The sequence below is a fragment of the Mixta mediterraneensis genome, assembly GCF_030283135.1.
GTDB classification, from domain to species: domain Bacteria; phylum Pseudomonadota; class Gammaproteobacteria; order Enterobacterales; family Enterobacteriaceae; genus Pantoea; species Pantoea mediterraneensis.
In genome coordinates, this window is sequence record NZ_JASUAZ010000011.1 from 63,043 (window position 1) to 76,873 (window position 13,831).

The window sequence follows — 13,831 nt, forward strand, 5'->3', positions numbered from 1 at the left end:
CTCGTAAGGCGGGCTTCGGGTTTTTACGCGTCGTGGTGACTTTCAGCGTTCATGCGGGCCAGATCCTTATCGATCAGGAACAGAGCGTTACCGCTGTCACCCACCAGTGCCAGTTTATCCAGCACGGTTTTGAACAGTTTTTCTTCTTCATGCTGCTCGGAAACATACCATTGCAGGAAGTTAAAGGTGGAGTAATCCTGGGTAGACATCGCTGCGTGTGCCAGCTCGTTAATTTTTGCGGTGATCAGCTGCTCGTGCTCCAGCGTTTGTTGAAACAGCTCGGTCAGCGAGTTGTAGGCCACCGGCGGGGCGGCGATGGTGCCGAGAACGGGCATCGCGCCGGTATCGCTCAGATAATCGAACAGACGCTGCATATGCTGCATTTCTTCGCGAGAGTGTTCTTTCAGGAAGGCGGCAGCACCCTCAAAGCCTTTGTCGCTGCACCAGGCGCTCATTTGCAGATAAAGATTGGCAGAGAAAAATTCCAGGTTTAGCTGGTCGTTTAAACGTCCAGTCATTTCAGCGGTCAGCATGGTCGCGTCCTTTTAATAGGCGAATTAAGCAGGTGAGAGACGATAAAGTATGCATCAAAGCGGTGAGTGAAGTGAAGCTTTTTTCTTTAAAAATTAAACATTATCTGTTTGATTTAAAAAGAATTATTTCGGGAATTGAATGCGAGCGATTATCATTTTTGTCCGTTTTTAACCTCTTCTTTGCTGGCCCCTTGTCGTGCCACCGTGCTGTTCTTATCCTTCTTTTTATTCGCAAACCGAAGGTTAACGTAAGGGCAAACAAGCGATGTCACCGCCTGTAGGCCGCACGGACAAAATATTGTATGCTATGCCGCCTAAATGCTGACTGGGTAACCGGGATCGCCGCCAATGTAACTTCGTGCTTAAACGCCGACGAAAAATAGTCGCATTCGGCACCGATTACCTGCCGGTAAAGTTCTGCCGGCCATCGTGATTTACCTGCAGCGCCTGGCAAACTGCCACCGCACTGCTCCGTTGAGAAGAATTCCATGTCTAATCCCTTTTTAGAAGAGGTGGCACGCCGCCGCACCTTCGCGATCATCTCGCACCCCGATGCCGGTAAAACGACGATTACCGAAAAAGTATTGCTATTTGGACAGGCTATCCAGACGGCTGGTACGGTAAAAGGCCGTGGTTCAAACCAGCACGCTAAATCCGACTGGATGGAAATGGAGAAGCAGCGCGGGATCTCTATTACCACCTCGGTGATGCAGTTCCCGTATCGTGAAAGCCTGGTTAATCTGCTGGATACACCAGGACACGAAGACTTCTCTGAAGATACTTATCGTACGCTGACGGCGGTTGACTGCTGTTTGATGGTCATTGACGCCGCAAAAGGCGTTGAAGATCGTACCCGCAAACTGATGGAAGTAACACGGCTGCGTGATACGCCGATCCTGACCTTCATGAATAAACTCGACCGTGATATTCGCGATCCCATGGAGTTGCTGGATGAAGTTGAAAACGAGCTGAAGATTGCCTGCGCACCGATTACCTGGCCGATTGGCTGTGGCAAGCTGTTCAAAGGCGTTTACCACCTTTATAACGACGAAACCTATCTGTATCAGAGCGGTAAAGGTCACACCATTCAGGACGTGCGCGTAGTGAAAGGCCTGGCTAACCCAGAGCTGGATGCGGCGGTCGGTGAAGAGTTAGCGGCCCAGTTACGTGATGAACTCGAACTGGTGCAAGGCGCGTCGCACGAATTCGAGCGTGAAGCTTTTCTGAATGGTGAATTATCGCCAGTATTTTTCGGCACCGCGCTGGGTAACTTTGGTGTAGATCATATGCTGGATGGCCTGGTTTCCTGGGCACCGACGCCGATGCCACGCCAAACCGACAGCCGCACCGTAGAAGCCAAAGAAGAGAAGTTCACTGGCTTTGTGTTTAAGATCCAGGCCAATATGGACCCGAAACACCGTGACCGTGTGGCGTTTATGCGTGTGGTATCCGGCAAATATGAAAAAGGCATGAAGCTGCGCCAGGTCCGTACCGGAAAAGATGTGGTCATTGCGGATGCGTTGACCTTTATGGCGGGCGACCGTTCTCACGTCGAAGAAGCCTATCCGGGCGATATTATCGGTTTGCATAACCACGGCACTATTCAGATTGGCGACACCTTTACCCAGGGTGAAAATATGAAGTTCACCGGTATACCGAACTTTGCGCCAGAGCTGTTCCGCCGTATTCGTCTGCGCGATCCTCTCAGGCAGAAACAGCTGCTGAAAGGGCTGGTCCAGCTGTCGGAAGAGGGCGCGGTACAGGTGTTCCGCCCGGTACATAATAACGATCTGATCGTAGGCGCTGTTGGTGTGCTGCAATTCGACGTGGTGGTAGCGCGCCTGAAAAGTGAATATAACGTTGAAGCGCTGTATGAAGCGATCAATGTGTCAACCGCGCGTTGGGTTGAATGCAGCGATGCGAAGAAATTCGACGAATTTCAGCGTAAAAATGAGGCCAATCTCGCTCTTGATGGCGGCGATAATCTGACTTATATCGCCCCCACTATGGTGAATTTAAATATCACTCAGGAACGTTATCCCGAGGTTAAATTCCGTAAAACACGCGAGCATTAATAGACTGATGTTGGGCCATTCTATCTGTGAATGGCCCTGTTTTTGCTGCTACAGACTCCTCCTAAAAATCCTTCTTTTTGCCTATTTTGGCGCGCTATCAACCAGTTACTCCAGCAAAGCACAAAATATCAACTATCATTATTCTGTCGGGCGGCGAAGAATACTTTTTTCTGCCTTCGCCCAGCATTGCAGTAGCGCCGTTTGCTACTGTCGCGCTCACGGTTGTGAGTGAATTAACGGATAGAAGGAATATATCGATGAACAAAACTAAGATTGCTAAAACCTTTATTGCCGCAATGGTGGGTTCTGCTCTGCTGAGTGGCAGCGCGCTGGCTGACGAGTCGCTGTCGCAAAAAGCACAGCAAACTACAGATAGTGCGGGTTCTAAGATCGATAGTTCTATGAAAAAAGTCGATGGTTATATGGATGACAGTGGCGTGACCGCCAAGGCGAAAGCTGCACTGGTGGATGACGAAGCGATTAAAAGTACGGATATTTCAGTCAAGACGCATCAGGGCGTGGTGACGTTAAGCGGTTTTGTCACTTCACAGGATCAGGCCGAAAAGGCTGTGGCCGTGGTGCAGAAGGTAGAAGGTGTTAAATCCGTCAGCGATAAACTACACGTTCGGGACAGCAAATCTCAGTCACTGAAAGGTTATGCGGGTGATGCAGCAACCACCAGCGAAATTAAAGCTAAGCTATTAGCAGACGACATCGTGCCGTCGCGTAACGTGGAAGTTGAAACCACCGACGGCGTGGTTCAGCTTTCAGGCACGGTAGCGAATAAGGCACAGTCGGATCGCGCTGAAAGCATTGCAAAAGCAATTGAAGGCGTGAAAAGCGTTAAGAATGACCTGGCGGTTAAATCTTAATGGTAAATGTGCGACACCTTCGGGTGCCGCACAGATAAAAATCACCCGTCATGGGATGAAATAAGCAGTTCGATTTTCACTATGGTAAAGGAGAGGCTTATGTTTCGTTGGGGCATTATTTTTCTGGTTATCGCGCTGATTGCCGCAGCTTTAGGTTTTGGTGGCTTAGCCGGTACCGCAGCATGGGCAGCTAAAGTTGTCTTCGTCGTTGGTATTATCCTGTTCCTCATCAGCCTGTTTACTGGCCGTAAAAAACTTTGACCGATGAGTCCGGTGGCATAATGCAATAGCATACAGCGGAGGCCAGTCATCTGTAGCGTGACACGCAGCGTAAGGATAGCGAACACGGTGCTACAGAGGGGAGAAGGCGTAAAGCATTCTACCCGGTCAAAGGACAACATGACTGGTTCTCCGGGATGCTGCTGAACGTCAACGGAAAGACATCCTGCATACCCGATAGAGAATTTCATCAGAGGTTCAGATATTGGGTATACGCATTCCAGTTACACTCGGGGCGATCGAACCCCTGGCGCTGACGCCGTTCAAAGCTAAAAAAATAGCGTTAGTGTGTGAAGGTGGCGGCCAGCGCGGTATCTTTACCGCTGGCGTATTGGATGAATTCCAGCGCGCTAACTTTAATCCCTTTCATTTAATGCTAGGCACCTCGGCGGGGGCGCAAAATCTGTCTGCTTTTGTCTGTGCCCAACCCGGCTATGCCCGTCGCGTTATCACGCGTTATACCACCAACAAACTGTTCTTCGACCCGCTGCGTTTTGTTCGCGGCGGTCATCTGATCGATCTCGACTGGTTAATTGACATCACCCGCAGTGAATTTCCGCTTGAAATGGCCACAGCGCAAACGCTGTTTACCAGCGGTCGCGAATTTTACATGTGCGCCTGCCGCACTGACGATTACTCGCCCAGCTACTTTGCTCCAACGAATGATAACTGGCTGGACATTATTAAAGCATCAAGCGCGATTCCCGGCTTCTACCGGCCTGGTGTGGATCTTGAAGGGATCAGCTATCTGGACGGCGGCATTAGCGATGCGATTCCGGTGCGTGAAGCGGCTAAGCGCGGGGCTGATACCATTGTGGTGATTCGCACCGTACCGTCGCAAATGACCTATACGCCCAAATGGATTAAGCGTATGGAACGCTGGCTGAGCGACAGTGCGTTGCAACCGATGATTAACATACTGCACCAGCATGAGCAGAGTTATCAGGAGATTCAGCAATACATTGAGCAACCGCCTGGCAATTTACGTATCATTGAAATATTCCCACCGCGCGCGCTGGCCAGTAATGCATTGGGCAGTCGCGTGTCAGCGCTGAATCAGGATTACCATTTAGGACGTCGCTGCGGACGTTACTTTCTTGCCACGCTGGGCCAGTGGCTGAGCGATGCCGAACCGTTTATGCGTTACGTCACCGTCACGCCACCCGCGCCAGTGGCGAATGCGCCTGATACGCGTCTCATCATCACGCCGCCGTTGGCCGGTAACGACGCCGATTACGATAAAGGTTCATTAGCATGAGATTTATCGACACCCATTGCCACTTTGATTTTCCCCCCTTTCTTGACGAGACCGGACCAAGCATTGCGCGTGCCGCCGAGGCGGGGGTTGAGAAAATCATTGTGCCAGCGGTGGACGCCAGCCGTTTCGGCATAATTTGCCAGCTCGCCGCCGATCATCCGGCGCTGTATGCGGCGCTTGGACTGCATCCCATCGCGATTGAGGCGCATCAGGACATTCATCTGGAGGCGCTGGAAGATTATCTCAGGCAGACGCCTGAAAAACTGGTGGCGATCGGAGAAATCGGTTTGGATCTCTATCGCGACGATCCGCAGTTTGACAGGCAGGAGCGTTTGCTTGATAGCCAGTTAAAACTAGCGAAACATTACGATTTGCCGGTCATCCTGCATTCGCGTCGTACCCATGACAAACTGGCGCAGCATCTGCGTCGGCACGATTTACCCCGTCGCGGGCTGAGGGATCCCCACTAATCGCAGCTCAGTAAATCATGACCATATTCCGGTATGAACGGGCAAGATGATTGAGGACCTCATCCGGCAACAGCTGCCTTAAGACCAGCGAAGAATGTCTGAGGATGTTCTTCGCTAACGTCAGGTAGGATATGACCCGTCGCGACTTTATACTGTTGGCCTGATATCTCAGATGTAATCCTTTACTTTCAGCATGATAACCCAGCAGCCACAGGACGATTGTGCTCAGCGTTGCCAGCAGGCTAATTATCAGCAGCCTTCCTGCTGAGCGGCTGTAACTGGTGCGCAACCCCATGCCGTAACGTTCGCTTTTTTCGTCCCGAAAGTTCTGCTCTATCTGCATGCGGCGACTGTAAAGCTTCATTATTTTACGGGGCTCAAATTCAGTTGTACTGGTAAAAATCAGCCAGGGCTCACGACCAGCTTCCCGCTGTTCTTTCTCTGTTTTTGCACTAAAATATCGTCCGCGTGCGCGTTTATTTTTACGCATTTTCGGGGCCTGTTTGTGAAGATAAAAATAACCGTCACAACGAATCTTTTTACCGCGGGCAAGCGAGCCCGGCCCCAGACAGACCGGCTCTTTTGACGTAGTCAGCGTTTCACCTCTGCGCCAGCGGTCGCCCTCACTGTGAAGATTAAGCAGCACCGCTCCCCGAACCCGCCCGATAAAATCCCAGCCCAGCGCTTTTACCTGCCGGAACCAGGTATTGCGGAACCCCGCATCCGTAATGATGATAACCTTTTTATCGGGGCCGACAGCGTGACTGAGCGCACTGAGAAACGCTGACTGGATATCAGCATTCTGCTGCTTATCCGATGTAACTACCTGACTCAGCAGCGGTATTGAGCGTCCATCACACACGAGGCTGGCCCTCAGAATGTGGAAATCCTGCGTCGGATAGCCGCTCCAGTCCACCGCAATCACGCATAAAGACAGCCTGCCGGTCAGCATTGAAATGATGCTGCTGAAGATCGCCGGCACCTCTTTCTGAAGCGCATGGTTACCCAGTAAACGGTCTGCCCGTTTAATCTTATTTTTGACCTGAGCGCCACCCGGCATAAATCGCCCGATGCTGGTCAGAGAAAGTGATGCACCGTTAACGATGGCCGTTGTGGCGTCAAGCAGAGCGTTCTGGCGGTATTTATGTAGCGGCAACAGAGAGTCGCGGAAAAATTTCTGGCATACTTGATGGGCAGGCATAGAGGTGATCTCATTGAATTGTTGGCACAATCAGTAGATCACATAACTCTATGCCTGTCTTTTTTCACCCGCACATTTCTGGGGATTCCCCAGCAGGTGCCGGGGTTTTTTAATATCCCGCCAGCGACATCAGCATCATCCATAATGGCGTCGTTATTGCGGCAAAAATCGTCGAAAATAACATGCTGGCCGCCGCCGGGCCGGTAATCACATTAAATTTCTGCGACATTAAATAAACATTCACGCCTACCGCCATGGATCCCAGCAGGACCACCACTTTGCTCTCCAGCGGTGGCAGATCGGCCAGCCAGGCAATTGCCCATACCGTCATCGGCTGAAAGATCAGCTTCAGCACACAAATGGTATAGCTTTCCTTCAATCCCTCGCGCACCCGATAATGCGCCAGGCTCATGCCAAGCGTGATCAGCGATAGCGGGGCCGCAATCGACGCCAGCATACGCAACGGTTCAGCGGCAATTAACGGCAGCGGGCGCTGTAAAAAGCTCCATGCGGTGCCGCTCAGAATGCCAATGATCAGCGGGTTTTTCAGCACGCTTATCAGCGTGCGGCCTAAACCTTTTAGCGAGACGTTACCCTGCTTAGCCCATTCAACCGAAAGCGTGAGTAGCGTCCAGAGGATCAGGCTGTTAAAGACCAGTACCAGCGCCACCGAGGGCAAGGCTTCTGTCCCTAGCAGGGCGGTTGCCACCGGAATGCCCAACATCACATTATTTGAGAAGATCCCACCGAGTGCGAATACTGAACCGGCTACGCCATCCAGCTTAAATATGTGTGTCGCCAGTATACGCCCCACAATAAATACCAGCAGGCAGCTACCAAAAAAAGCCAGCAACAGGCGAAAATCCACCGGCGGGCTTTTGTAAAAATCACTCATTACGCGAAACAGCATACAGGGCAGGGCGACATTGAAGACAAAGCGGTTCATGCCTTCACTGATGGTGGCGGGCCATTTACCGACGCGCGTCAGGCAGTAGCCCAGCAAGATAAGAACAAACAGCGGTGCGGATAAATAGATTTGATGGCTGAGCGTATTCAGCAAGGTTGGCATAAGCGATGAAGAGTCAGTGGTTCAATGCAACAAGGTTAACAGGTTGTTGCCAGCTTCGTAACGCTTTGATTGTCCGAAATGAGAAAAGTTGTTCAGGATTAAAGAGCAGTGATAAATCCGCGCAGGTGATTATCTTTAATAACAGTTCGGTAATAACTGGAGAGATATTTTTCTCTGTCAGAATAGAGGAATATAACGCTGAGTTATTATTTTACGCCAAAATTAACAGAAAGTGGACGCATTCCTGACTGAATCACTGGACATAAAAAATAGCAGCATATGTACCGTCAGGATATTAACGTAAACCGGGGAATAATTAACAGATGACCTTTAGTCTGGAAAATAATACCGCTAAGGCCCGGCATTTTATGGTGAATTTGGTTGCCCGGCTTGAACGTAATAAAAAAACTGCCGGTTGAATTCGGTTAATGAATAAAATCTCAACGATTTCATCGGTAAATATACTGCATTAGCAATATTTTTACGGTTGAAACAATAAAGCTCCCCGCAAAAGCGGGGAGCCATGAGCTATTAGCCCTGTAGCAGTGACAGTACCTGCTGTGGAACCTGGTTCGCTTTCGCCAACACGGAGTTACCCGCCTGCTGGATAATCTGTGCTTTAGACATGTTTGAAACTTCAGTAGCGTAGTCAGCATCCTGAATACGAGACTGTGCTTCAGACAGGTTGGTAGTAGTGTTGTTCAGGTTGGTGATAGAAGAGTCCAGACGGTTCTGTACTGCACCCAGGCTTGAACGGAACTTGTCTACCTGTGCAATCGCTGCGTCAAGAGCTGCCAGAGGGTCTGCAGTTTTGCCGTCAGCCACAGCTTCAACAGTATTATCTGTGCTTGACAGGTCTGCGTCTTTCAAATCTGCTGCTGCGTAGGTTTTACCAGAAGCAGCGTCAGTTACAACTTCGGTTTTACCATCGGTGCCGCCTAACTTAACTACAGCATCTGTTACAGGCTTGCCATCAGCATCGGTGTAGCTTGCTGTTTTAACTGAAACAGCACCGGTATCTTCATCAACATTCGCTGCATAAAGATTACCATCGGCATCTTTCAGAGCGTAGGTATTAGTATCTTTGCCATTAGCATCTTGTAATTTAACCAGGCTAACAGTACCCAACGAAGCCGTGGCGGTATCGTCTCCAAAATCAACATCAGTACCGCCGGTAGTTGTGGTAATGCTGGTTGCTGCGGTGAGGCCTGTAGGAGTTGTAGCCTCAGCTGTTGCACCACTATCCATAGTAACTTTGCCATCACTATCAACAGTAACAGCATAATAACCTGGTTTATCACCTCCAGTTACCTGAGCAAAATAGTTTCCACTGGTATCTTTAGAAATACCAGAAATAGCAGCACCCGTTCCAGCTGACGCACCTGTTGAAAGAGTAGTGGTTGAATAATCAATAGTTGCCGTAGTGCTTGTTGTATCACCAAACGCGGTGATTGCATCGCTGGTAGTAACAGCATCGTTATTTTTAACGCTGAAACCAGACAGATTCAGTGTAGAAGAATCAATTTTCTGCAAATCAATGTCGATGGTCTGACCGTCGTTAGCACCCACCTGGATTTTCATGGTGCCGTCTTTTGCCAGCACGTTCACGCCGTTAAACTGAGTCTGACCTGAAACGCGGTCGATCTCGTCCAGACGTGATTTAATTTCGTCCTGGATTGAAGACAGGTCAGAATCAGAGTTAGTGCCGTTCTGTGCCTGCACGGTCAGTTCACGTACACGCTGTAAGTTGTTGTTGATTTCTGACAGTGCGCCTTCAGTCGTTTGTGCAACTGAGATACCGTCATTAGCGTTACGTGCCGCCTGAGTCAGACCGTTAATGTTAGAGGTGAAGCGGTTGGCAATTGCCTGGCCCGCAGCGTCATCTTTCGCGCTGTTGATACGCAGGCCAGAAGACAGACGCTCAATAGAGGTAGACAGAGCAGACTGGTTCTTATTAATGTTGTTCTGAGTGATCAGCGAGAGGCTGTTGGTATTGATTACTTGAGCCATGGTAAAAGTTCCTGTTTATCAAGTCATTTGGTTAAGGTGTGGGCTTCAACCCGTCGGCTTCAGCGCCGTCATACCTACTATCGTCACCCTCCAAAAAAACTTTAACTTCCTTTTTTATTTCTTTTTTTCCTGCTCAGCGCTTTCTGAGATGTTGCCCAGTGTTATGGCTGATACATCAGTCGCTTGAAGAGCTCGCTATGTACCATTATTTTTTCAGCCGCTGGATAATGCCTAAAGGGAAGTCGGGGGTATCTGTGTCCGGCGCTCAAGAAGGCATATGCAGTCAGGCTGGCTTGTGTTGCAAGCGACACTTCCCGTATGCTGGTGAAATGTAATGAGAGTGACTTAACGACTCGGGGTGCCGCTTTCCGCAAGGGAAGGGCTGAGAAATACCCGTATTACCTGAACTGGATAATGCCAGCGTAGGGAAGTCTGATGCCTGACCGCATTTGCCTTCTTGTTCGCCGGTTGGGAGTTATGATGACACATCAACCTGAACGCCTTTCTGACGCGCTCGTCGCGCCCATTCTGCATCAATTCCGTCAACACGCGCCGCTGGTGCACTGCATGACCAATGACGTTGTACAAACCTTCAGCGCCAACGTGCTGCTGGCGCTGAATGCCTCCCCCGCCATGGTCATTGATGTTGACGAAGCCGCTCAGTTCAGCGGTTTTGCCGATGCGTTACTGATAAATGTCGGCACCTTAACGCGAGATCGCCAGCTTGCCATGCAGGCCGCAGTAACCGCTGCGAATAAAGCGGGTACGCCCTGGACGCTCGATCCGGTCGCGGTTGGCGCGCTTAAATTACGCAGCGAATTCTGCCAGCAATTGCTTCGCCAGAAACCTGCCGCGATTCGCGGTAACGCCTCAGAAATTTTAGCGCTGGCGCAGCAGGCGGCTGGCGGGCGAGGCGTCGATAGTCTGCATCAGGCCGATGCCGCCCTGGAGGCCGCTCAACAACTTGCTCGCGACTATCAAACCATTGTCATCGTTACGGGTGAAGTCGATTACGTTACTCATGGCGCGCGTACTTTAAGCGTCGCTGGCGGCAACCCGCTCATGACGCGTGTGGTTGGCACCGGTTGTGCTTTATCTGCGGTGGTGGCGGCGTTTTCCAGTTTGCCGGGGGATGCGTTGCTTAACGCTGCCAGCGCCTGCCGTATCATGGCGTTAGCGGGTGAGAAAGCTGCCGCACAGTCGCAAGGTCCGGGCAGTTTTGTCGCCGCTTTCCTTGATGCGTTATGGCTGCTGGAGGTGGCAGTATGAAGCGGATTAATGCCTTAACTATCGCCGGAACCGACCCCAGCGGCGGCGCGGGAATCCAGGCCGATCTGAAAACTTTCTCTGCGTTAGGCGCCTATGGCACCAGCGTTATCACCGCGCTGGTGGCACAAAACACCTGTGGCGTGCAGTCGGTTTACCGTGTCGAACCTGATTTCGTGGCGGCCCAGCTCGATTCAGTGCTGGATGATGTGCGTATCGACAGCGCAAAAATCGGCATGTTAGCGGAAACCGCGATCGTTGAGCGGGTAGCTAATCGCCTGAAACGAGCCAGTTTGCCGTTTGTGGTACTCGACACGGTGATGGTGGCAAAAAGCGGCGATGCCCTGCTTTCGCCTGACGCCATTGCCAGCGTACGTGAGTTGTTACTGCCACAGGTTTCACTGATTACCCCTAATTTGCCCGAAGCGGCGGCGCTGTTAAAGTGTGAAATGGCGCGTAATGAAGACGAGATGCTGACCCAGGGGGGAGCCTTGTTGGCCCTGGGATGCCAGGCGGTGCTAATGAAAGGCGGCCATCTGAGTGACGAAGAGAGCCCCGATTGGTTGATCACGCGTTCGGCGCAGCAGCGCTTTACCGCACCTCGCGTTAATACGCGGCACACCCACGGCACGGGTTGTACCCTGTCGGCGGCGCTGGCGGCGTTGCGGCCACGTCATCAGAACTGGAACGATACCCTGAGCGAAGCTAAAGCCTGGCTACAACAGGCTCTGTTACAGGCCGACTCGCTGGAAGTCGGGAAAGGCATTGGACCGGTGCATCATTTTCATCAATGGTGGTAGGGCAAAGCGCGAAGGGCCTCTTTTTTCTGCGGATCCGTCTGAAAAATGGAGTCAGCAATTTGCATCGACGGGGCATTCCGGTCCAGGCTGTTGGGGTCGAATCGGCGGGTGCCGGTTCATCTTCGACATTTAACAGGAGCTTACATGACGGACATCGTACAGTTATTGGGTCAGGAAGCTGATTCCCTTCTCCAACATCGCTGCATGACCATTCCAGCGGAAAGCCTGTATTTACCAGGCGGGGATTTTGTCGATCGCGTCATGATCGATAACAACCGTTCTCCTGCGGTGCTGCGCAATATGCAAACGTTGTATAATACCGGCCGCCTGGCGGGAACCGGCTATCTGTCTATTCTGCCGGTGGATCAAGGCGTTGAGCACTCGGCCGGCGCATCGTTTGCTGCAAATCCTCACTACTTTGATCCAAAGAATATTGTTGAGCTGGCCATTGAAGCTGGTTGTAACTGCGTGGCATCAACCTACGGCGTGCTGGCTTCAGTGTCACGGCGCTATGCGCATCGCATTCCGTTTATGGTGAAACTGAACCACAACGAGACGCTGAGCTATCCGGCGCAATATGACCAGACGCTCTATGCCAGCGTGGAGCAGGCGTTCAATATGGGCGCGGTAGCGGTTGGCGCGACGATTTACTTCGGTTCTGAGCAATCACGTCGTCAGCTTGAAGAAATTTCCGCCGCGTTTGAGCGGGCACATGAACTAGGGATGGTCACGGTTCTGTGGGCTTATCTGCGCAATAACGATTTCAAAAAGGATGGGGTGGATTATCACGCCAGCGCTGACCTGACCGGGCAGGCTAACCATCTGGCGGCAACCATTGGTGCGGATATTGTTAAGCAAAAAATGGCGGAAAATAATGGTGGTTATAACGCCGTGAAATTTGGTCATACGGACGAGCGGGTCTACAGCAAGCTGACCACAGAGAATCCAATCGATCTGGTTCGCTATCAGCTTGCCAACTGCTATATGGGGCGCGCTGGCCTGATCAACTCTGGCGGTGCTTCAGCCGGGGAAACGGATATTGCCGAATCCGTGCGCACGGCGGTGATTAATAAACGTGCCGGTGGCATGGGGCTGATACTGGGTCGTAAGGCATTTAAAAAATCACTGAAAGATGGCGTCGCATTGATCAATGCCGTACAGGATGTGTATTTGTCTAAAGATGTGACGATTGCGTAATTCAAACTGGCTTTCCCGCCGACGGGTGAATTCCCGCTGCGTTCGATAAGGCTAAAAAGGCCAGCACCCGCTGGCCCTGGTTGTGGAAGGGGCAGTGAGCTGGCTCAGGATCCTTCTTCAAACCACTCGCTGTTGCGTTCCGCTATTGGTGTAATAGAAAAAATCATCTCCTGCAAATGACGACGCATCGCTGCTTCTGCTGCATCGGCATCATGCTGTTTCAGCGCAGTGAAAATCTCTTCATGCTGCTGGATCAAACGCTCTGGTGGAGAGACTTCGCTTAGCGTTAAAAAACGTACCCGATCCATTGCCGCCTTGATATTTTCTACCGTTTCCCACGCCAGCGCGCAGTTGATGCTTTCAGCGATCAGGCGATGAAATTCATCATCCAGGCTAAGAAACGTCTGGCTGTCGTGTCGTTCAGAGGCCATATTTTGCAGCTGTAAATTGTACTCCAGCGCCATCAGTGCTGGCGCTTCAATTTCCTGCGCGGCGCGACGCACGACGGAGATTTCTACTGCTTCCCGAATAAAGCGGCCATCGGCAACGCCTTTGGCAGAAATTTTACGAACGAAGGTGCCGCGCTGTGGCAACACCTGTACCAGTCCAGCCTCTGCCAGCTTAATAAACGCTTCACGCACCGGCTGACGTGACACATTAAAGCGAGCAGAAACGTCTTTTTCAGACAACAGCGAACCCGGTTGAATCACACAGGTAACGATGTCTTTGCGCAGATACCGATATATCTGCTGATTCACTGGTTCGCTGGTAGTAATGGTATAGGCGATCGACATGCAGCAA

General features: G+C 51.3%; 12 protein-coding genes, 1 pseudogene and 1 riboswitch. Of the genes and pseudogenes, 8 read left to right on the plus strand and 5 right to left on the minus strand.

Annotated elements, in window-relative coordinates; all coding sequences use genetic code 11:
* Positions 1–23 precede the first annotated feature (23 nt).
* A complete protein-coding gene (ftnA, locus tag QRY16_RS09520; RefSeq protein WP_193406416.1) occupies positions 24–533 on the minus strand; it encodes a non-heme ferritin in 510 nt (169 codons plus the stop codon).
* A gap of 488 nt (positions 534–1,021) precedes the next feature.
* Between ftnA and prfC the strand changes: the two genes are divergently transcribed.
* The 5 genes and pseudogenes from prfC to QRY16_RS09545 form a co-directional block, all read left to right on the plus strand.
* Positions 1,022–2,608 carry a peptide chain release factor 3 gene (gene prfC, locus QRY16_RS09525; RefSeq protein ID WP_289776405.1) on the plus strand — a complete coding sequence of 529 codons (1,587 nt, stop codon included), beginning with the start codon at positions 1,022–1,024 and terminating at the stop codon, positions 2,606–2,608.
* Positions 2,609–2,865: 257 nt separating this feature from the next.
* Positions 2,866–3,480 (plus strand): molecular chaperone OsmY, encoded by a 615-nt coding sequence (gene osmY / locus QRY16_RS09530; protein WP_289776406.1) that lies wholly within the window; start codon positions 2,866–2,868, stop codon positions 3,478–3,480.
* Between the two features lie 99 nt (positions 3,481–3,579).
* The gene (locus QRY16_RS09535; protein WP_003848537.1) at positions 3,580–3,741 is read left to right on the plus strand and encodes a DUF1328 domain-containing protein; all 162 of its coding nucleotides are present in this window, start codon (positions 3,580–3,582) and stop codon (positions 3,739–3,741) included.
* 223 nt (positions 3,742–3,964) lie between these two features.
* Positions 3,965–5,017 (plus strand): patatin-like phospholipase family protein, encoded by a 1,053-nt coding sequence (locus QRY16_RS09540; protein ID WP_289776407.1) that lies wholly within the window; start codon positions 3,965–3,967, stop codon positions 5,015–5,017.
* Positions 5,014–5,472, plus strand: a pseudogene (locus QRY16_RS09545) (TatD family hydrolase); the annotation flags it as partial. The gene QRY16_RS09540 and the pseudogene QRY16_RS09545, both read left to right, overlap by 4 nt.
* 22 nt (positions 5,473–5,494) lie before the next feature.
* On the opposite strand, the gene QRY16_RS09550 reads toward QRY16_RS09545, so the two are convergent.
* The 3 genes from QRY16_RS09550 to QRY16_RS09560 form a co-directional block, all read right to left on the minus strand.
* Entirely contained in the window at positions 5,495–6,688 is a 1,194-nt protein-coding gene (locus tag QRY16_RS09550; protein ID WP_289776408.1) for an IS4 family transposase, read from the minus strand.
* 109 nt (positions 6,689–6,797) lie between these two features.
* Complete coding sequence (locus tag QRY16_RS09555) at positions 6,798–7,757, minus strand: AEC family transporter (protein WP_289776409.1); 960 nt, start codon at positions 7,755–7,757, stop codon at positions 6,798–6,800.
* 531 nt (positions 7,758–8,288) lie between these two features.
* Positions 8,289–9,767 (minus strand): flagellin N-terminal helical domain-containing protein, encoded by a 1,479-nt coding sequence (locus QRY16_RS09560; protein ID WP_289776410.1) that lies wholly within the window; start codon positions 9,765–9,767, stop codon positions 8,289–8,291.
* Positions 9,768–10,111: 344 nt separating this feature from the next.
* A riboswitch (TPP riboswitch) is annotated at positions 10,112–10,213 on the plus strand.
* A gap of 31 nt (positions 10,214–10,244) precedes the next feature.
* On the opposite strand from QRY16_RS09560, the gene thiM reads away from it, so the two are divergent.
* The 3 genes from thiM (at position 10,245) to fbaB (ending at position 13,030) form a co-directional block, all read left to right on the plus strand.
* Positions 10,245–11,036, plus strand: a complete 792-nt coding sequence (gene thiM, locus QRY16_RS09565; RefSeq protein ID WP_419776120.1) for a hydroxyethylthiazole kinase — start codon at positions 10,245–10,247, stop codon at positions 11,034–11,036.
* Positions 11,033–11,833: a bifunctional hydroxymethylpyrimidine kinase/phosphomethylpyrimidine kinase gene (gene thiD / locus QRY16_RS09570; RefSeq protein ID WP_289776411.1), complete on the plus strand. Its 801-nt coding sequence runs from the start codon at positions 11,033–11,035 to the stop codon at positions 11,831–11,833. Before thiM ends, thiD begins: the two co-directional genes overlap by 4 nt.
* 144 nt (positions 11,834–11,977) lie before the next feature.
* Positions 11,978–13,030 carry a class I fructose-bisphosphate aldolase gene (fbaB, locus tag QRY16_RS09575; protein WP_193404874.1) on the plus strand — a complete coding sequence of 351 codons (1,053 nt, stop codon included), beginning with the start codon at positions 11,978–11,980 and terminating at the stop codon, positions 13,028–13,030.
* A gap of 104 nt (positions 13,031–13,134) precedes the next feature.
* On the opposite strand, the gene QRY16_RS09580 is transcribed toward fbaB, so the two are convergent.
* Positions 13,135–13,824: a GntR family transcriptional regulator gene (locus QRY16_RS09580; protein WP_193404875.1), complete on the minus strand. Its 690-nt coding sequence runs from the start codon at positions 13,822–13,824 to the stop codon at positions 13,135–13,137.
* Positions 13,825–13,831 lie beyond the last annotated feature (7 nt).